At 63.6% G+C, this 21,696-nt stretch carries 9 protein-coding genes; 6 read left to right on the forward strand and 3 right to left on the reverse strand.

Translation table 11 applies throughout. The annotated features are described in order from the left end of the window. The first annotated feature begins 114 nt into the window (after positions 1-114). The 5 genes from AC1KVG_RS00975 to AC1KVG_RS00995 all read left to right on the forward strand — a co-directional run bounded on the left by AC1KVG_RS00975 (position 115) and on the right by AC1KVG_RS00995 (position 4,426). The gene (locus AC1KVG_RS00975; protein ID WP_481093203.1) at positions 115-1,290 is read left to right on the forward strand and encodes an NAD(P)/FAD-dependent oxidoreductase; all 1,176 of its coding nucleotides are present in this window, start codon (positions 115-117) and stop codon (positions 1,288-1,290) included. Positions 1,291-1,440: 150 nt separating this feature from the next. Beyond that, entirely contained in the window at positions 1,441-1,698 is a 258-nt protein-coding gene (locus AC1KVG_RS00980) for a KGG domain-containing protein (protein WP_023904015.1), read from the forward strand. Between the two features lie 483 nt (positions 1,699-2,181). After that, the gene (locus tag AC1KVG_RS00985) at positions 2,182-2,691 is read left to right on the forward strand and encodes a ferritin-like domain-containing protein (protein ID WP_104551946.1); all 510 of its coding nucleotides are present in this window, start codon (positions 2,182-2,184) and stop codon (positions 2,689-2,691) included. Positions 2,692-2,866: 175 nt separating this feature from the next. Then, entirely contained in the window at positions 2,867-3,787 is a 921-nt protein-coding gene (locus AC1KVG_RS00990; protein ID WP_481093204.1) for a M14 family metallopeptidase, read from the forward strand. A gap of 48 nt (positions 3,788-3,835) precedes the next feature. Continuing rightward, positions 3,836-4,426, forward strand: a complete 591-nt coding sequence (locus tag AC1KVG_RS00995) for a DUF1349 domain-containing protein (RefSeq protein ID WP_481093205.1) — start codon at positions 3,836-3,838, stop codon at positions 4,424-4,426. Positions 4,427-4,435: 9 nt separating this feature from the next. Here AC1KVG_RS00995 and AC1KVG_RS01000 read toward each other — a convergent pair whose 3' ends face one another. Both AC1KVG_RS01000 and AC1KVG_RS01005 read right to left on the reverse strand, forming a co-directional pair. Next, entirely contained in the window at positions 4,436-6,247 is a 1,812-nt protein-coding gene (locus tag AC1KVG_RS01000; RefSeq protein WP_481093206.1) for an EAL domain-containing protein, read from the reverse strand. Between the two features lie 201 nt (positions 6,248-6,448). Further along, positions 6,449-6,871, reverse strand: coding sequence for a hypothetical protein (locus AC1KVG_RS01005; RefSeq protein ID WP_481093207.1), 423 nt, complete (start codon positions 6,869-6,871; stop codon positions 6,449-6,451). A gap of 129 nt (positions 6,872-7,000) precedes the next feature. Here AC1KVG_RS01005 and AC1KVG_RS01010 point away from each other — a divergent pair, with 129 nt between their 5' ends. After that, positions 7,001-18,037, forward strand: coding sequence for an autotransporter-associated beta strand repeat-containing protein (locus tag AC1KVG_RS01010; RefSeq protein WP_481093208.1), 11,037 nt, complete (start codon positions 7,001-7,003; stop codon positions 18,035-18,037). 214 nt (positions 18,038-18,251) lie between these two features. On the opposite strand, the gene AC1KVG_RS01015 is transcribed toward AC1KVG_RS01010, so the two are convergent. Next, the gene (locus AC1KVG_RS01015) at positions 18,252-21,101 is read right to left on the reverse strand and encodes a S8 family serine peptidase (protein WP_481093209.1); all 2,850 of its coding nucleotides are present in this window, start codon (positions 21,099-21,101) and stop codon (positions 18,252-18,254) included. Positions 21,102-21,696 lie beyond the last annotated feature (595 nt).

Here is a 21,696-nt window from a genome sequence, read left to right on the forward strand (position 1 = left end):
ACATAACCCGACCTAAATATAAGAGCAGATAGTGAGAAAAGAGTGATACCGGTCGCGACAATCCTGTGCGCTATGGTGTAGGCCCGCTGAGTTGCCGATGGTTTGAGGCCGAACATGCACGACGTTGAATGTGTGGTGGTGGGCGCAGGCGTGGTGGGGCTGGCGATTGCGCGTCACCTCGCGCTGCAGGGGCATGCAGTGTTGGTACTGGAAGCGCAGGCCGCGATCGGCACTGGCAGCAGTGCGCGCAATAGTGAGGTGATCCACGCAGGTCTCTACTACCCGGCCGAGTCGTTGAAGGCGCAGTTGTGCGTCAGCGGCAATACCGTGTTGTATGCCTATTGCGAGCAACGTCACGTGCCGTATCGGCGTTGCGGCAAATTGATCATTGCGTGCGATCACGCGCAACGCGAACAACTCGACCGGCTGCATCACAACGCGGTGACCAGTGGGGCGCACGGTGTTGTGCCGCTCAGTCAGGCGCAGGTGCGGGAGCGCGCGCCGCAGCTGCGTTGCGTTGCCGCTCTGGAGTCCACCGCCACCGGCATCATCGACAGCCATGCATTGATGCTGGCATTGCAGGGCGATGCAGAAGCGCACGGCGCCACCGTGGCGCTGCGCACGAGGGTGGAACACGTCGAGCCAAGTGCAGCGGGATTCCGTCTTTCGATTGCAGGTGACGGCCATGCGCCGGTGTCGCTCACCTGCAACTGGCTGGTGAATGCGGCCGGCCATGGCGCGCCACCCCTGGCTGCCCGCACCGATGGTTTGCCCGCACGTGCACAGGTGCGGGCCTACTTCGCCAAGGGCAGCTACTTCACGTTGGCCGGCCGCTCACCGTTTGGTCAATTGATCTATCCGCTGCCCGAACCTGGCGGCCTGGGCGTGCATCTCACCCTGGACTTGCAGGGGCGTGCACGCTTCGGCCCTGATGTGGAGTGGGTAAGTGCGCCCGATTACCACTGCGAGCCAACGCGGGCAGACGGCTTCGTTGCGGCGATACGGCGTTACTGGCCTGGCTTGCCGGAGGGCGCATTGCAGCCTGGCTATTGCGGCGTACGGCCGAAGATCAGCGGGCCCGGTGAGGCGGCCGCCGATTTCCGCATCGATGGGCCAGGCCTGCACGGCATCGCCGGGCTGGTGAATCTGTTCGGCATCGAATCGCCGGGCTTGACCTGCTGCCTGAGCATCGCCGCGCACGTTGCCGCGTTGCTGGAAGATCGCCCATTGCAGGCCAGCACTGGTAGCGCTACCCACGCATCACCGCAATCGGCAGGCACGTCCTGCTGACAGGAGTGCAAGATTTGCACAGCGAGCGCAGCCGTTTTTTCCGACACCCCATGTACGTGCACCGTGTGGCCTGCGTTTGCGGGTTGGCACGATTGTTGCGTTGGCCCCATTACCCAATGGCGTACCAACGAAGCATCGAGAGGAGGCACAGTGGAAGACGGACAGAACGTTACTCGTAGCCGGCGCGGCTTTGCCGCATTGGATCCTGAAAAGCGCCGCGTGTTGGCCAGCAGCGGTGGAAAAGCTGCCCACGCCAGCGGCAATGCACATGAATTCACCAGCGACGAAGCACGTGAAGCGGGTCGCAAGGGTGGCCAGGCAGTCAGCCGCGATCGCGATCATATGTCGCGTATCGGCAGCAAGGGTGGCCGTTCCAAGCAGGCCAAGCCGCAGGAAGAAGCAGTCTAAATCCGCCGTTCGGCGCGCCGATGGCGTGCCGGTGCGGGTTGCAGCACGACAGGCTCTGCGTCAGCTGGATGCAGGGCCTGTTACGTTTTGGAAAGGCACTTCGCGATGTCATTCGAGGTCTGCAGGCACAAACGATTGCAGCACCCCATCGCTTGAGGTCGCCTGATGGCGATTGGATTGCAAAGGTGTGGTCTTGAACCTGTTGGTGCGCAACGCATCGGCACGGATGAGGAAAATTTTGCACACCTTGTGCGGCGCTGCCATCGATTGCAGGGAAATTCTTCACCCTCCCTGTCGCACCGCTGACAGTATCTGCAGGATTTGCAGAGCTGGCCAGACCCCTGATTCTCTCGTCCCGGCCCATTCGCTGGGTCGTGATGTCAATTACATGTGGACGTCCCACTGCGCTCTCACCTGGTGCAGCCGTGTCTTTCATGCGGTGCGCGCCACGCTGGAGTCCTCGCACATAACAGGAGATGTCGCATGGCCGAACCCCAAGAAAATTTGATGGACTGGTTGCGCGATGCGCATGCAATGGAGCAGCAGGCCGAACAGATGCTCAAGGCCCAGGCGGCGCGCATCGAGCATTATCCCCAGCTCAAGGCACGTCTCGAGCAGCACCTGGAAGAAACGCTGGGCCAGCAGCGCCTAGTCGATTCCTGTATCGAGCGCCTTGGCGGTGCGCCGTCGGTGATCAAGGACACCATGGGCAAGATGGCCGCGTTCGGCCAGGCCATGGGCGGCATGACCACCTCCGACGAAATCGTCAAGGGTGCGATGGCCGGCTATGTGTTCGAGAATCTGGAGATCGCCACCTATACCGCGTTGCTGGGTGCAGCCAGGACGGTAGGCGATGTGCAAACCCAGCGCGTGTGCGAGCAGATACTGGAGCAGGAACATGCAATGGCCGACTGGTTGCTGGACTATCTGCCGCAGCTGACCGAAGAATTCCTGGTGCGGGATGCAACCCCGGGCGTCATTGCGAAGAAGTGAGCCGCAACGCGGGCCGCCGCGCCGTGGACCGGTAAACACAAAAGGCCCTGCGATGCAGGGCCTTTGTTGTTCCGAGACAGGCTTGGATGCGGCAGCATGCGCGATCTGGCACTGCCATGGACCGGCTTGTTCGCAACGCTTACCCTTGTCGGTCTTTCGACAAACGGTTGCAGTGATGACAGAGCACACGGCTTATCCGATCGGCAGTGCAGGGCACCCCTGGGGTGAGGCAGAGCGCAGTGCATGGCGTGCACGCCAGCTGCGCCAGCGCAGCTATGCCGACGATGTCGTGCAGCCCATCGAGCGCATGGATGCGCGCTTTGAACGCGTGCACTACGCAACGATCAGCGCGGCAACCGAACACTATCGGTTGATCGCACTGCGCACTGCCGACTGGGACCCTGCGCTGCCGTGTGCACTGGTCACCGGCGGTGTGCATGGGTATGAAACCAGTGGCGTGCAGGGCGCGCTGCAGTTCTTGCAGCAACACGCTGCCCATTACGCGGGCCGGATCAATCTGCTGGTGGCGCCCTGCATCAATCCGTGGGGGTATGAGCGCATCCAACGCTGGAATGCCGATGCAATCGATCCGAATCGTTCCTTTCGCCAGGCCAGTCCTGCACCAGAATCGGCCGCGTTGATGCAGCTGGTCGCCGCACTGCCTGGGCAGATGCACGTGCATATCGATCTGCACGAAACCACCGACAGCGACGAAACCGAATTCCGCCCGGCGTTGGCCGCGCGCGACGGTGTTGCGTACGTGCCGGGCGCTATTCCGGACGGCTTCTATCTAGTCGGCGACAGCGAAGATCCGCAGCCGGAATTTCAGCAAGCCGTGATTGCGGCGGTGGCGCAGATCACCCACATCGCGCCTGCCGATGCGCAGGGCCAACTCATCGGCGCACCTGTGGTGGGCCATGGTGTCATCAACTATCCGGTGCAGCGTCTGGGCTTGTGCGCCGGCGTGACGCAGGCGCGCTATCGCACCACCACCGAGGTGTATCCGGACAGCCCGCGTGCAACGCCTGCGCAATGCAATGCGGCGCAGGTGGCGGCGATCTGTGCGTCACTGGATTACGCGCTGGCACATGCGTGAAGACGCGCAGCCGGAAAAAAGCAGGTCACAACGAATTCGGAGATCAGCATGCCGCATGACACGGCCTGGCACGGTGGTATCTGGCTCAACCGGCCGAAGACAATGGAGATCGATGGCGACACCTTGGAGGTGGTGACCGACCAGGCCACCGACTTCTGGCGCCAGACCCATTACGGATTTACCCGCGATAGCGGGCATTTTCTGGGTGTCGCAGCTGCAGCGGGTTTCACCGCGCAGCTGCGCGTGCGCGCCCAATACGCATCGCTCTACGACCAGGCCGGCATCATGGTGCGCGTGGACGAGCAGCGCTGGGTCAAGGCGGGCATTGAACTCAGCGACGGCCGCGCGATGCTCAGCAGCGTGCTGACCAATCCGGTGTCGGACTGGGCGACCGGTCCCTACGAAGCCGATCCGAAGGATTTCTGGATCCGCGCCACGGTTGCCGAAGGTGTGTTGCGCCTGCAGGTCTCTGCCGATGGGCGCAGCTGGCCACTGATCAGGCTATGCCCGTTCCCGGTGGCCGACGCCTATCGGGTCGGGCCGATGTGCTGCACGCCGGAGCGCGCGGGGTTGAAGGTGCGCTTCTCCGATTGGACGCTGGGTCCGGCACTGGGCAAGGCGCTGCACGATCTGAGTTGAACGCTGCGATCACGGCAGTCGCTGCGCGGCCAGCGCCTGCGCAACGTAAGCGGCCACCAGGTGCGCTTCCATCGGGCGGGAGAGCAGATAGCCCTGCGCTTCGTCGCAGCCCCAGCTACGTAGCAGCGCGATCTCATCGGCGTGTTCGATGCCTTCGGCCACGGTGCGGTAGCCCAGCGCATTGGCCAGCCGCACCACCGCCTCGGCGCGCATCTGCATGCCGGCCTTGGTGGCAATGCCGGTGACCAGCGAGCGATCGAGCTTGAGCACGTTGACCGGCAACTCGGTGAGGTAACCGAAGTTGCTGTAGCCGGTGCCGAAATCGTCGATGGCCACGCTGACGCCGGCATCGCGCAGTGCGCGTAGCCGAGGGACTGCTTCCACATTGCTGCGCAACCAGCGGCCTTCGGTGATTTCCAATTCGATCCGCGAGGTGGGGATCGCCAGTTCCCTGCAGCGATTGATGACATCCGCAGCCAGATTGAGGTTGCCGAAATCGCGTGAGGACAGATTGATCGAGATCGAGAAATCCAGCCCCTGTGCCCGCCACTTGGCCAGCTGCACCAGCGCGGTTTCGATCACCCAGTTGGTGACGGTGCACATCAGGGCAGTCTTTTCGAACAGCGGAATGAATTCGTCCGGGCCGATCGGGCCAAGACTGGCGTGGTGCCAGCGCAGCAGCGCTTCGAAACCGGTCACCGACAGGTCGGCAAGGTCGATGCGCGGCTGAAACACCAGCCGGAAATCGCCGGCGTCCAATGCACGTTCTGCGTCCAATGCCAGGCGGTAAGAGCGTTGAATCGCATCGTCGTGCAGGGCGCTGTACCAGCACACGATGGCGTGGTTGTTGATTGCATCGCCCAACGCCACCAGCCCCTTGCGCATGACATCGTTGGTGTCGGGTTGCTGCGGCGCAAAGCGCACAACGCCGGCGTGAAAGGTCAACGACATCGGCACGCCGGCCGCATCCATCGGCTGATGCAGCATGTCCCGCAGATCGAGCAACAGGTCTTCCATTTCGTCGGGCGCAGAGTTCAACAGAAAGAACGCAAACCGCATCGGTGCCACGTGATACACGGTGGCCTTGCCACGCAGTGCACGGGTCAGCACGTAGCTGGCGTGCCGTATCAACTCTTCCAACGGTTGCATGCCCAGCGCCTGGCGCGCTTCGTTGGCGGCCTGGGTGTCGTAGACCTCGATGAACGAGGCGATGGTCGGCACGCAGTGGCTGCCGAAGGCGAGGGTATCCAGATCCGATTGCAGCTGACGCGCATTGAGCAGGCCGCTATGCGGTTCGCGACGGCCGGCGCCGAATTGCAACTCAAGTTGCGCCGCCGCCACGTTGGCGAACATCAGCAGTTGCTGATGCTCCTGGCTGGCCAGATGGCGCTCACGCGTATCGATCACGCACAGCGTGCCGGAGACGCCGGTTTGCGGTGTGCCGACCGGCACACAGGCGATGAAGCGCGCAGGCAATCCCGGGAAGGCTGCATCGCCGAGCTGAATCGGTGCCAGCGCGGAGTGGCCGATCAGCTCCGAAACGCCGTTGGCGGCGGCATTGACCTGACAACACGACGCGATGGCCTGTTCGACATGGCCGATGCTGATGCCGCGCGCCGCCAGTACACGCAAGCGGCCGCCTTCGGTAATGGTCAGCGCAGCAGCGGGCGCTACCAATGCATGGCAGACCAGGCGTGCGATCTGATCGAGCGGCTCCATCCCGCCCAGATCGATCGGCACTCCTGACCAGTCGGCATGCCGTTCCTGCGTTTTGTTGTCCAGAGCAAGCGTCATCTCGTCAGAGTCCGTGTTGAAGATCACACACTGCATGGCTACTAGAAACAAACCGGAGTCATCGGCAGGTGACGAACATCTGGGATCTGATCCACATCCCACGCCCGATGTAATGCACGAAAAAACGGTATCACATCAGCAGGCTCTGCAAGCGTTGTTTCAATAAGTTTCGCTCACCGCAGATAGTCGGTCGGCTGAGTTCTGAGGGCAATGTTCATTGGTATTAATCTAGAAAACGATTGCAGTGATTCTCCAAACGATTGCAATACAAGTCTCTGGGTTGCCGGCCACATACACGAATTTTTGCATCGCAGCATCCTTTAATAAAATGCCATGCCTGTTGTTCGGTTCGCTAGCAAGGCCGTGCGCGCGCATCTGTCTACTTTTAACTACCAGGCTCATCCAATCATATTCCGCATAGATCGTGGATAAATTCGCATTTTCACGGTGAAGCGGGTGGTGCATGGAGCGTGCGCCAACGCGGATGAGGCACGTCACTACCTCTAGCGAGCCCGAGCAAACCAGTCGACAGATTTTGTTTGTGTAACGGATGAGTTTATGGTTAGTGATATTCCGCACAGTTTCAGCCGTGCCGCTTCGCCTATTAATCGCAGCATGTTCTTTATCGGGATTGGTATTAATCTCCGTCACGCTTGAACTACCCAGGTCTGAAGCAGTACGTCCTGTTTTAAACCGACTCAACCATTGGTCAACTCTCGTCTTTGAAGGCGCGTGCATGGGCACACGCCGGTCTCTGTACGGCAATCAGGGGAAAATGAAATGAATCGTGCATTTGCGCTGGTCTGGAACGCGGCGATTGGCAATTGGGTCGTAACGCATGAGTTGGTGCGTCGGCGGCGCAAGTCCGGGGCAACCCGTCGTTGTTTGTCGAGCCTGGTTGTGTTGGCGGTGGGGGCCGCCGCACCCGCTCTGGCCTGGGGAGCATGTACACCGGCGCTACCTGCGGCGGGCGCAACCGTCACCTGCACCGGATTGCCGATCACCAGCAATAGTTTTGCCAGCGGCGCAAACAACTTGACTGTCAATGTCGCAGCCGGCTCGCAAATGACTGCCGGGTTGCTCGGTGGCACCGCCATCGCGCTCAGTGGTACCAATGCCACGCTCAACAACAGCGGCACCGTCGATCCGTCGGTGCTGGGTCTGTTGTCGGTGTTGAGCACCGGTGTCACCATGGGCAATGCCAGTTCCACGTTGGTCACTGCCAATAACCTAAGCACCGGCACGATCTACGGCACCGGCGGTCTGCTTGGTGCCAACCTGCTCAATCTCGACGGCATGGCGCTGGGCATCACCTCGGCCAGCAATGGCGTTGTGCAGATCAACAACGCAGGCCTGATCGATAGCCGTGCATTGTTGAATCTGTCAGTCCTGAGTTCCGATACGCCGGTGATTGCGGTCAGCGGCGGCGGTACCGTCAATGCGGTCAATACCGGCACCATCAACGGACGTGTGGGCTTCCAGAGTTCGGCCACCGGCAATACCTTCGTCAACTCGGGCACCATCAACGGCAGCGTGTCGCTGGGGGCCGGCAGCACCAACAGCTTCACTGCAGTGACGGGCGGCAGCGTCAACAGCAGCGGTGGACTGGCGCTCGAACTGCTGGGTCCCGGCGGCTTGCTGAGCTTCGCGCAGACCGGCGTGGTGGATGGCGGTGCAGGCGGCACCAATACATTGATCCTGCAGAATTCGGCGACCGGCACCGGTACTGGCAGTACCGGTGTTGGATCGCTCAGCACGGCGCAGTACATCAATTTCGGCAGCCTGCGCGTCAACAGCGGGACCTGGTCGGTCGGTGGCGGCAGCAACTTCGGCAGCAGCGCGCTCAATGGCGGCGTGCTGCAGTTCGCAAACCCTGCCCAGCTCGGCACCAGCATCGCTGCCAATGGCGGTGCACTGGAGGCCACTGCCGCAGGGTTGACGCTGAATCCTACCGGCGGCATCGCGCTGGGTGCGGGTGGGTTGACCTTGCAAGGTGCCAACGGCTTGACCGTCGCCAGCCCAATCACCGGCACCGGTGCGCTGACCAAGACCGGCACCGGTGCCTTGGGTTTGACCGGTGCCAATACCTTCAGCGGCGGTGTGAACCTGCTCGGTGGCGCGCTGACCGTCGGCAACAACGGCGCGCTGGGAACCGGCACCGTCAACGCATCTGCTGGCAGCCTACTTTCAAGTGCTGCAGTCAATTTGCCGAACGCGTTCGTACTCAACGATTTCATCGGCATCGGCGGTGCCAGCAACCTGCGGCTTGGCGGCGGTATCAGCGGTGCCGGGGCGCTGAACAAGATCGGCACCGGCACGCTGACCCTTGGCGGCACCAATACCTACGCCGGCGGTACCTCGCTGGGCGCCGGCACCGTGCTGCTGGAAACCTCCGGTGCGCTCGGCACCGGCACGGTGACCGTAGCGGGCGGGCTACTGGATACCACTGCTCCGCTGACATTGAACAATGCATTTGCGCTGACCAACACCCTGGGCCTGGGTGCCAGCAGCAACGCGCTGACCTTGAACGGCACGCTTGCCGGTGCCGGTGGCATCAACAAGACCGGCACCGGCACGCTCGCGCTCAACGGCACCAACACGTATACCGGCGGAACCACGCTGGCGTCGGGCGCGTTGCAGCTCGGCACGGCCTCCGCATTGGGAACGGGCGCATTGAATGTCACCGGCCCGGCCAACCTGAGCACCGGCGCTGCATTGACGGTGGCCAACGGCATCAACCTCGCAGGTCCGTTGAACTGGACCGGCGCGCAGGCGCTCACGCTCAGCGGTGCCATCACTGGCGGCGGCAGTTTGATCAAGAGCGGTGCGGGCGACCTCACGCTGACCAACAGTAATGCCTATACCGGCGGTACCACGCTGAGCACCGGGCGGCTGGTGGTCGGCTCCAACGCGGCGCTGGGCACCGGCACGCTGACCGCCAGTGGCGGCGTGCTCGATGCGACCACAGCGGCGACACTCGGCAATGCCATCACGTTGACCGACACCATGGGCGTGGGCAGCAACGGCACCGCCTTGAACTTGACGGGCACGATTGGCGGCAGCGGTACATTGAACAAACTCGGCACCGGCACACTCACGCTCGGTGGGCTCAACACCTATGCCGGCGGCACGTTGCTCAATGCCGGCATCCTGCAGGTGACCAATGACGGATCACTCGGCAGCGGTGCATTGACCGTCACCGGTAATGCCAGTCTGCAGGGCACGGTGCCTACCACGGTGGCAAACGATGTTGCGCTGACCACCGGCGCGCTCAGCCTCGATGGCACGCAGGCACTGACCTTGAGCGGCGATATCAGCGGTGCGGGCAGCCTGATCAAATCCGGCAGCGGCGACCTGACATTGAGCGGCAACAGTCTGTACAGCGGCGGCACCACGCTCGGTGCCGGTCGCCTCACGGTGGGCAGCGACACGGCACTCGGTGTTGGTGCACTCAGCGCCGCCGCCGGCACCACCTTGGACAACGCCACGGTGAGCACGCTCGCCAATGCCATCGCCTTGGCGGGCCTGGTCAATGTGGGTGGCAGCAATGCGCTGACGCTCAATGGTGCGATCACCGGTGCCGGCAGTCTCGACAAGCTCGGTCCGGCCAGTCTGACATTGGCCGGCAACAACACCTATGCCGGTGGTACGCGCTTGTCTGCAGGCAGTCTGGTACTGGGCAGCGATACGGCGTTGGGCACAGGCACCCTGACCATCGGCGGCGGTCTGCTCGACAGCACCGCAGCACGCATCGTCGATAACAACGTGGCACTGGAAGCGGATCTGCAACTCGGCGGCAGCCAGGATCTTGCGCTCAACGGCGTCGTCAGCGGCGTGGGTGGGGTGATCAAGGACGGCGGCGCCACACTCACCCTGGGTGGACCAAACACCTTCGCCGGCGGCGTGGATCTCAATGCAGGCGCGTTGCTGATCGGCAACGCCACTGCACTGGGCAGTGGCGTTCTGACGGCAGCCGATGGCACGCAACTGCAAGCCACCACCGCAACCACGATCGGCAACGATGTCGCCTTGAACGGCGCGCTCTCGCTTACCGGCAACAACGATCTTGGCGTGACCGGTATCGTCAGTGGCGCAGGTAGCCTGATCAAACAGGGCGCTGGTGCGCTCACGCTCACCGGCAACAACCTCTACACCGGTGGCACCGTGCTGGACACCGGCACCTTGGTGGTCGGCAGCAACACTGCACTGGGCACCGGCGCACTCACTGCTGCCGATGGCACGCAACTCACTGCCAGCACTGCAGTGACGTTGCAGAACGCGCTCAACGTTGCCGGTCAACTCGGCATCGATGGCCAGGACCTCACGCTCGATGGTGTGATCGATGGCGCCGGCAGCTTGATCAAGAACGGCCCCCAGACGCTCACCCTCACTGGCAACAATACCTGGGTGGGCGGCCTGCAATTGCAGGGTGGCGCGTTGCTGGTCGGCAGCGATACCGCACTGGGATTAGGCACGCTGACTGCGGCAGCTGGCACCACGCTGGATGCCACCACCGCAGTGACACTGGGCAATGCGCTCGCATTGAACGGCGCGTTGACGCTGCCCGGCACGCAGGACACCACGCTCAATGGCGTGATCAGCGGCATCGGCAGTCTGGATAAACAAGGCGCGGCCACGCTGACCTTGAACAACGCCAACAGCTTCAGCGGCGGCGTTGCGCTGGATGCAGGGCGTGTGGTGCTGGGTAACGACACTGCGTTGGGGGTAGGTGGCCTGCTGGTCGGCGGCGCTGCGGAACTGGATACCAATGCAGCGCTGACGCTGGGCAACACGGTGCAGTTGAATGATCAGCTCACCCTGATCGGCAGCAACGATCTGACCTTGAACGGTGCCATCAGCGGCACCGGTAGCCTGATCAAGAATGGCGCCACCACGTTGTCGCTCAATGCAGGCAACACGTACGCAGGCGGCACCACATTGGCTGCGGGCACCATTGCAGTCGGTGCAAACGATGCACTCGGTACCGGCAGCCTGTCTGTCGTCGGCAACGCGGCGTTGAGCAATGCGATCGCGGTGGCTTTGGGCAACGACATCGCACTTGGCGCAGCGCTCACCGTGGACAACGGCGCAGACATGCTGGTCAGTGGCAACATCAGCGGTGCAGGCGACTTGATCAAGACCGGCGCCGGGACCCTGACCTTGAATGGCAGCAATAGCTACACCGGCCCGTTGGCGATTCAGGCCGGCACGCTGGTGGCCAGCACCGGCGCGGCGTTGGGCAATGCCAGCAACGTCGATGTCGCGGCGGGCGCGGTGTTGAATCTGACCAACGGTGGCTTGATCAGCGCGCTCAGCGGTGCCGGCAATGTCGATACCGATGCCAGCGGCACGCTGCAATTGGGCAGCGGCGATTTTGCCGGCAGCCTGGGCGGTGGGGGCAATCTGGACAAGGTCGGCGTGGGCACGGTGCGCTTGCTCGGCACCAGTGCGATCGGTGGTGCCACCCAGGTCAGTGGCGGCACCTTGGATGTGATCGGCAGTCTCGGCACCAGCGCGTTGAACGTGGCGCTCGGCGGTACGCTGACGGGCACTGGCACGAACGGTAGTGTGGCCAGTGGCGTGACCATCGGCGATGGCGGCCGGCTTGCATTGACCAGTGGCTCCTCGCTCAGCGTGGGTGGCTTGTCGCTGGCATCGGGTGCGTTTCTCGATGTCGCACTGGCCGCGCCGAGCAACACACGTCTGCTCGCAGTCAACGGCGATCTCACCCTGGACGGCACGCTCAACATCACCGACATCGGCGGTTTCGGCACCGGCGTGTATCGCTTGATCGACTACACCGGCCTGCTCACCAACAACGGGTTGGCATTCGGCGTGATTCCCGGCAGCGTGGATCTGAGCCAGCTCGCCTTGCAGACCGCCATCGGCCAGCAGCTCAATTTGGTGGTCACCGCGCCGGGCAGCATCGTGCAGTTCTGGGACGGCGTGCAGACCACGGCCAATGGCACCGTCGATGGCGGCGCCGGCACCTGGGGCGCGGCCACCAACTGGACCAGCCAGGACGGCACCGCCAACAGCACTTGGCAGGGCGATTTTGCGGTGTTTGCCGGTACTGCAGGTGCGGTGGGCGTGCAGGGCACGCAGAGCATCGGTGGCCTGCAGTTCGTCACCGACGGGTATCAGTTGACCGACGCCGGCGCAGGTGCGCTGGACCTGGTCGCGCCGTTGACCGCAGTGCGTGTGGACCCGGGTGCAACTGCTACGATCGACGTCGCGATTTCCGGTGTTGGTGGCGTGGAGAAACTCGACACCGGCACGCTGGTGCTCGACGCGGCCAACAGCTACACCGGCGGTACGGCACTCAGCGGCGGCACCCTGGTGCTCGGCGACGCGCAGGCACTCGGCACCGGCACGTTGACTGCGGCAGCCGGCACCAACCTCGATAGCAATCAAGCATTGGCAGTGGGCAATGCGGTAGTTCTCGGCGGTGCGCTCAATCTGGTTGGCAGTAACGATCTGACCTTGTCCGGTGCGATCAGCGGTGCGGGAAGTCTGATCAAGAACGGTGCGTCCACGCTGACGCTGGATGGCGCCAACAGCTATGTCGGCGGCAGCGTGTTGAACGCAGGCACGTTGGCGGTTGGCAGCAACAGCGCGTTGGGTGTCGGCAGCCTGTCCGTGCTGGGCACTTCCACCTTGAGCAATGCGATTGCGCTGGCCTTGGGCAATGCAGTCAATCTCGGTGCCGATCTGACCATTGCCAGTGCAGACGATCTGGCACTGACCGGCGCCATCAGCGGTGCCGGTGCGTTGACCAAGAATGGGTTGGGCACACTGACCTTGTCCGGCCCCAACAGCTTCACCGGCCCGGTGGCGGTGCAGGCCGGCGTGCTGGCGACCGCTGCACCTGGTGCGTTGGGAAATGCCAGCGCAGTGGATGTCGCAGCAGGCGCCGGGCTCTCGTTGGGCAGCAACACGGCGTTGGGTGCGGTGACCGGGCAGGGGAATGTCGCGATTCTTGGCGGCAATACGCTGCAGCTGGGCGTCAACAACGTCAGCAGCACCTTTGCAGGTAGCCTGAGCGATGCCGGCAACCTGGAGAAGGTGGGCGCAGGCACGGTGCAGCTCACCGGCACCAGCACGCTCGGCGGCGCCACGCAAATCACTGCAGGCACGCTGGATGTGGCTGGCGTTCTGGCCAGCACTGGCGGTGTGACCGTCGCAACGGGCGGCACGCTGAGCGGTAGCGGCGAGGTCGCTGCACCGGTCACCGTCAACGATGGCGGCCGTCTGGTGGTGACCAGCGGTGCGGTGTTGACCACGGGCACGTTGAATCTGGCGCCCAACGCCAGCATCGATGCGTTCCTCGGTACGCCCAGCACCACGGGTGTGTTGGCGGTCAACGGCGATCTCACCCTGGACGGCACGCTCAACATCACCGACATCGGTGGTTTCGGTAATGGCGTGTATCGCCTGATCGATTACACCGGCGCACTGACCAATAACGGGCTGGGCTTCGGCACCATTCCGGGCACGATCGATCTCACCCAGTTGACGCTGCAAACCGGGTTGTCGCAGCAGGTCAACGTGGTGGTCTCCGCACCCGGCACCAACGTGCAGTTCTGGGATGGTGCGCAGACGCTGGCCAACGGCAGCATCGATGGCGGCGCAGGCGTGTGGACAGCGGGTCCGACCAACTGGACCACGGCCGATGGCTTGCTCAACAGCGACTGGCAAAACAGCTTCGCCGTCTTCGCCGGCCCGGCGGGCAACGTGGGCGTGCAGGGCACACAAGGCATCACCGGGATCCAGTTCGCCAGCGACGGCTATGTGCTGAGCGATGCCGGCGCCGGTGCGCTGAGCGCCAATGCGGCCACCACCATCGTGCGCGTCGATCCGGGCGCCACCGGCACCATCGATGTGAGCATCGGTGGCACCGGCACGCTGCAGAAACTCGATACCGGTACGCTGATCCTGGGCGCCGCCAATACCTACACCGGCGGCACCGCACTCGGTGGCGGCACGCTGGTGTTGGGCGATGCACAGGCATTGGGTACCGGTACGCTGACCGCGGCAGCGGGCACCACGCTGGATACCGATCAGGCACTGACCGTCGCCAATGCGCTGGATCTGAGCGGTGCACTCACGCTGGCGGGCAGCAACGATCTCACCCTGACAGGTGCGATTGGCGGTGCCGGTGGCTTGATCAAGAACGGTGCGACCACGCTGACGCTCAACGGCAACAACAGCTATGCCGGCGGCACCGTGCTCAGCGATGGCACCCTGGCCGTCGGCAGCAACACCGCGCTGGGTAGCGGCGGTTTGTCGGTGGTCGGCGATGCGGTGCTGAGCAATGCAGTTGCCGCAACACTGGGCAACGCGGTCACGCTGGGCGCTGCGCTCACTGTCGATAATCCTGCGGATCTGACCCTGGCCGGCGACATCAACGGCAGCGGTGCACTGATCAAGACCAACACCGGCACACTGACGCTCGATGGCAGCAACAGCTACACCGGTGGCACCACGCTCAACGCCGGCACGCTGATAGGCGATAGCGCAAGCTTGCAAGGGGCGATCGTCGATAACGCGACCCTGGCATTCAATCAGGTGGCCGATGGTGTGTTCACCGGCTCGGTCACCGGCACTGGCGCCGTGATCAAGGATGGTGCCGGCGCTCTGTTGCTCAACGGTGCGAATGGTTACACCGGTGGCACCACGATCGCTGCAGGGACGTTGATCGGCGACACCACCAGCCTGCAGGGCGACATCGCCAACAACGCGGCCCTGGTCTTCAACCAGGCCACCGGCGGCGTGTATGCAGGCACGGTCAGCGGCACTGGTTCGCTGGAAAAGGCCGGCACTGGTGTGTTGCAGTTGATCGGTCCCAACAGCTACACCGGCGGCACGGTGGTCAGTGCCGGCACGTTGATCGGCAACACCACCAGCCTGCAGGGCAACGTGGTGGACAACGGCACGCTGGTGTTCGATCAGGCCAGCAATGGCGTGTTTGCCGGCGCCGTCAGCGGCACGGGGAGTGTGGTCAAGCAAGGTGCTGGCGCGCTGACGCTCGACGTCGCCAACAGCCATGCCGGTGGCACCACGCTTGCCAGCGGCACGCTGGTGCTTGGCGATGCGCAGGCATTGGGTACCGGCAGCTTGACTGCGGCAGCAGGCACCACCTTGGATAGCGATCAGGTATTGACGGTGAGCAATGCAGTCAATCTGACAGGCGCAGGTGCACTTGCACTGGCAGGCAGCAACGATCTCGCGCTGACCGGCGCGATCACGGGCGCTGGTGGTTTGATCAAGAACGGTGCATCCACGCTGACGCTCGATGGCAACAACAGCTACACCGGTGGCACCACGCTCAACGCAGGCACGCTGGTAGGCGATAGCGCAAGTTTGCAAGGCGCGATCGTCGACAACGCGACCCTGGCATTCAATCAGGTGGGCGATGGTGTGTTCACCGGCTCGATCACCGGCACTGGCACCGTGATCAAGGATGGTGCCGGCGCTCTGTTGCTCAACGGTGCGAATGGTTACACCGGTGGTACCACGATCGCGGCAGGCACGTTGATCGGCGACACCACCAGCCTGCAGGGCGACATCGCCAACAACGCGGCCCTGGTCTTCAACCAGGCCACCAGCGGCGTGTATGCAGGCACGGTCAGCGGCACCGGTTCGCTGGAAAAGGCCGGCACTGGCGTGTTGCAGTTGATCGGTCCCAACAGCTACACCGGCGGCACGGTGGTCAGTGCCGGCACGTTGATCGGCAACACCACCAGCCTGCAGGGCAACGTGGTGGACAACGGCACGCTGGTGTTCGATCAGGCCACCGATGGCGTGTTTGCTGGCGCCGTCAGTGGCACCGGGAGCGTGATCAAGCAAGGTACGGGCGCGTTGACGCTGGTCGCTCCCAACACCTATAGCGGTGGTACCACGATTGCCAGCGGCAGCCTGATCGGCAACACCACCAGTCTGCAAGGCAACATCCTCGACAACGCGGTGCTGGTGTTCGATCAGGCTGGCGCCGGTACGTTTGCCGGCAACATCACCGGTAGCGGTGCGTTGATCAAGACCGGGGCCGGTGCACTCACGCTGGATGGCGTCAACGCCTATCTCGGTGGCACCACCATCGCTGCTGGCACGCTGGTCGGCGATACCGACAGCCTGCAGGGCAACATCGCCAATAACAGCGCGCTGGTGTTCCAGCAGACCAGCAATGGCACCTACGCAGGGACGTTGTCGGGCACTGGCAGCCTGCTCAAGGATGGTGTTGGTACCTTGCTGGTCACCGCAAACAGCAGTGGCTTCACCGGGCCGACCACGGTCGCCGCCGGCACCTTGAGCGTAGGCAACCCGGCCAATCCGGGCGCTGCGTTGGGCGGGCCGGTCACGGTAGGCCCGGGCGGCACGCTTACCGGTAGCGGCAGCGTCGGCAGTCTGAGCTCGGGCGGCACCGTAGTGATCGGCGGCACCGCCGGCACGATCAGTGTCGGCGGCAACGCCACGCTCGGCAGTGGCTCCACCTTGCAGGTCACGCCCGGCACAGGCGGCGCGGTCACACCCATCAGCGTGGGCGGTGCGGCCACGCTGGCACCTGGCAGCACTTTGCAACTGGTGCGTGCGACGGATCTGCCGTTGTTTACCGAAATTCCGGTCATCAACGCCGCTGGCGGGCTCAGCGGGCAGTTCAGCAACGTTGTTTCCGACTACGCCTTCGTCGAGCCGAACGTCAGCACCAGCGCCACGGCGTTGTCGGTCTCGTTGGGTCGCAACACTGTGGCCATGGTCGATGCGGTCACCGTGCCAAACCAGCAGGCTGCCGCAGCTGCCGTGGACGGATTGCCGACCACCAACCCGGTCTATCAGGCTGTGGTGCGCTTGCCCGACGATCCGCAGGCGATCAGCACCGCGTTTGCCTCGCTGTCTGGCGAAAGCCATGCCAGCACGGCCACCGCGTTGCTGGATAGCCGCTTCCTGCTGAGCGGCGTCGGCAACCATCTGCGTGGCGATAGCCAGGACGCGCGCGTGGGAGACACCACGGTATGGATCACCGGTCGCAGCCTGCCCAATCGTGTCGATGGCAATGCCAATGCGGCCTCGGTACGGCGCGAGGACAACGGCATCATGGCCGGCGCAGAACGGCGCATCGGCGAGCGCAGTGTGCTCGGTATCGCGGTCGGTAATCAGGACATCGAAACCCGCTCGCGCGAGTCCTTCGATCGCTCCGATATCGATGGCACCCATGCCGGCATCTACGGCCAAGCCGATTGGTCCGCGTTCGCGCTGCAAGCCTCGGTGGACTATGCCGATTACAGCGTGGACAGCACGCGTCGGGTGATGCTGCCCGGTGTGCTCGAAGAGCGGCTGAGCAGCAATTACGATGCCAAGGCCATCACCGTGTCGCTGGAAGCGGCCTGGAATCTGCGCACCGGCAACGCGGTGTACAGTCCCTTCATCGCAGCCGACTACACGCATCTGAAGACCGATGGTTTCAACGAGCGCGGCGGCATTGCCGGGCTGTCGGTGGACAGCGCCAAGGACGAGTACACCACCAGCACGGTGGGTGTGCGTGGGCGTTGGCAGCTGGGCCAGGCGGCCGGGTTGTATGCGTCGGTGGGTTGGCGGCACGCGTTCGGCGACCGCGCTGTGGAACGTTCGGCCGGTTTCATCGGCACCGGCTCGCAGTTCTCGGTGCAGAGCGTCACCCTGGCGAAGAATGCGGTGGTCGGCGAGTTGGGCGTGAGCCTGATCACCTCGCCTGCCAGTCGCCTGTCGTTGTCGTTGCAAGGACTCAACGGCGATGGCCAGACCGCGTACGGCGGCCAGGTCACCTGGGGCTGGAACTTCTGATTCACTGCAGACCAAAAAGCCCCGGCACTGCCGGGGCTTTTTTTTGGCCGATACAAAGGCACGCACGTACAGCGTCATGCTTGCACTTGCACTTGCAGCGCACCCGCAATCGCTGGTCGGCCGCGTCGGCAACCGCAGCGTGGGCGTCGTGCATGCCGACTCCGCGTACCGGCCATGCAGCCTTGCGGCCACACTGCCGGTCTGCAGCCGGCGCTTAGAACTGCCAGCGCAGGCCGACATTGGCGTTGATGCTGTTGGCATCCGACCGACCACGCTCGGCACCCACGTTGCCGTAGATGGAGAACGCATCGTTCACCTGGTAACGCACACCGACCGAGGCACGTAGCGATTGCTTGGACACCGGCTCGCCGGCGACGTTGAAGCGCGCTTCCGGCAAATCGGTGAACCATGCGGTGAAGTCGGAGTTCGGGTTGCCGAACAGCGAGCGGTAGGCAACCAGACCATCGAAGCCCCACTTACCGCGCGTCAGATGGCCACGCACGCCCACTTCGCCGTAGCCCGCGCGCAGCGTGTCGCTATTGGCACTCAAGCCCAGGCCGGTGGCCGATGCTTCGCTGAAGGCATCCTGCTTCTGGCTGACCACACCGACGGCGACGAACGGCGACAAACCCGCATGCGGCAGCAGGCCGAGTTCGGCGCGCAGCGACCAATTGGTGTCGTGGCGACGATCCTGCAGACGCTCGCCGATGCTGCCGGCCTGCACGGTACGCTCGGTTTCCACATTGCTCATGCCATACGAACCGATGCCCGAGAGGTAGGCCTGGCCGATCGGCTGATACAGATACGCCGTCATCGCATAACGGTCCGAGCGCAGACGGCTGGCCGAGGCATCGATGTTTGCGCGATCCTGACCCGAGCTCACCGCCGCACCCACCACCGTGCCAGTGCTGCCCACCGGCAGATCCACACCGAAGGTGGTGGACTGCTGGGTGTAATCGGCCGAGTCGAAACCGTTGCCGCCCAGATTGCCGTCCAGATAGCTGCCCTGCATCCAGGTGGTCAGCGTGGTGGTGTCGGCCAGGTAGGGCAGGCGATCGGCAGCCACGCGTGCATCGTTGAGTGCGGACTGGAAGCCCAGCGTGCGCTCGATGCCGTGTACCTGGCCAGCCAGGGTCGGCAGGGATGCGGCAACCTGCGCATCGGTCGCGGCCAGCAGCGAGCCGGTGGCGCTGATCAAACCACCCAGATTGTCGGTATCACCCGAAGCCACACGCGTATCCAGCACCTTGACCAGCGTATCGGCCTGCGCGGCACCGTTGACCACCGACTGCGGCGCACCAGCCGCTTGCGCGCTGGCAGCGGAGGCATTGCGGGTCAGCGTGGCGGTGACGGTGGTGGGGTCGTAGGCGAGTGAGGCGGTCCAGAAGAAATTGTTGGCGTACTGCACGCGATCGAAGGTGCCCTGCAGGTTGCCTGCCTGGACGATCTTTTCGCTGCTGCCGACGGTGTAGCCAGCCGCTTCCGGCAGTAACAGCAGATTGCCCTTCAGGCTGGCCTGGCCGGTGACGGTCAAGCCCTTGCCCAATTCGAGTGCGGTGGTGCCGGTGTTGTTGACCAGGCTGTAGTTACCGTTGATCACACCGCCGTGCGATTCGAAGGTGGCCGAGTTGAGCACGATCACATCCGAGCGCAGGCTGCCGGACAGTGCGAGCACGCCGTCGCTGACGCTGGTGCCGCCGGTGTAGGTGTTGTTGCCGCTGAGCGTGAGCTTGCCGGCGCCGTTCTTGGTCAGGTTGCCCGCGCCGGAAATGTCGTTGCTGAAGGTGCTGTCGTAGCCGGAGGTGACGTTCGCGGACCAGTTGTTGACGAACTGCGCCGGGCCGTTGATCGCCTTGGCCGCATTGACCAGACCATAGCCGTACAACGCATCCACGCCCGGGTCGCCCAGATCGGTGGCAGTGGTCAACAAGGTCTGCTGCAGGTTGGAGGCGCTCATCCACGGATACACGCCCAGCACCTGCGCGGCGACGCCGGTGACGGCAGCGGTGGAGAACGAGGTGCCGGCGATCTGGCCCTGCAACTCGGTGCCGGCCAGGGCCGGGGCGAAGTAGCTGCCCGGCGCCACCAGGCACCACTGCGCAGCGGCGCCGCAGTGGTTGGAATAGCTGGTCAGGCCGGCGGCATTGCCGGCGCTGTCGATATTGATTGCGCCCACTGCCAGCCAGTTGTTGCGCAGGCTGGCTTCCTGCACAGGGGTGGCCGCCGGGTAGGACGCTTCGGACGCACCTTCGTTGCCGGTCGATGCCACGATCAGCGCATCGGCCTGCACCAGCGGAGCCAGTGCGAACTTCCAGGCCAGCGCGGCGTTCGCGCTGCTGGCAGCATCTGCATACGAGGCACCGATCGAGAGGTTGGCAATCCGCACGCCGGCAGCCGCCAGATCCACCGCGGCGCGGCGAGCCTGCTGGGTGCCGCAGGAATTTTCGGCGCAGATGCGCGCATAGAACAGGTCTGCATCCGGTGCGATACCGCCGGCAAAGCCGTCCTGCGCCGACCCCAGCACCAGCGCCGAGATGACCGTGCCGTGGCCGCGCAACGCGTTCGCAGACGACTCCGGCGTGCCGGGGCTGGCGGTGTAGTCATTGAAGCTGTCGACCTTGCCGCTGATCGGCGCGTAGCTCGGCACCAGGTTGTCGTCCAGCACGGCCAACTTCACGCCCTGGCCGCGGGCACCGGCCTGCTGTGCCAGATCCGCATTGGTCGGCACCAGCAGGTTGCTGCCCAGGCCCTGGTAACGGGCAGGTGCAGGAGCAGGCGAGGGCACCGGTGTGGGAGCGGGAGCGGTCTTGGGCAGCGGGTCGGCCGTGGAGGTTTCCGGCGGCGCCGGCGTTGTGGGGGGCGTCGGGGTGGCAGGCGCCGTCGGCATGGGCGTCGGAGCCGGCGCCGGTGTCGTCGGAGTCGCAGGTGCAGGCGTGGACGGCGTCGGGGCCACAACCGTGGTCTGCGGCGGGTCACTACGGACGTTGCCGCCACCGCCACCGCCGCCACAGGCGGTCAGGACGAGGCAGGATGCGATGGTCGTGGCGAGTAGCGAGCGATTCATAGTTTGTTTAATCCGGTCATTTGGCGCGCCGCTACTGCTGAATATCTAAATTTGGCGCAAAGGTTTCCTACGTCAGCGGTCGTGCCGACGGAGGCATTTAATTTCACGGGTTATTCACTTTATTCGTCGCTGATCCGTCCCTTCGGATAAGCGCCGCTTAGAACACGGGGAATGCAGTGATGCATCCAATCGTGTGCTTGCGAGATTGTTTAACGGCGCTATCCAGAAACTCTAAAACCTGAATGGTCAGTTGCAATTCAGAGAAAAACCGAGTCGATAGACATTTGCGAATTAATCCATAGCCAGAAAGGATTAGAACGCCACTAGCGAGCTCTAGTACAGAGGAAAGTCGGAGCGAACGCGACCGTAAATCATCACATTTCTCAAGGGGCGGCAATCCTAAATGCGATTGCTATCGCAGTGAATCAGGGATATACCTCAAGCTGTCGGTAAATCCCTCACATGCTGTAGCGGATTCGACCGTAAGTTAGCGAATCTAACGGACTCTGCCGTATGAGCGGCGAATGATTTTTTCCGCGATATAAAAGCAGTGGGATCTTTATCGTCGGTCAATGTTTAAATTAGTATATCCATC

This window comes from Xanthomonas sp. NCPPB 3959, from assembly GCF_056675575.1.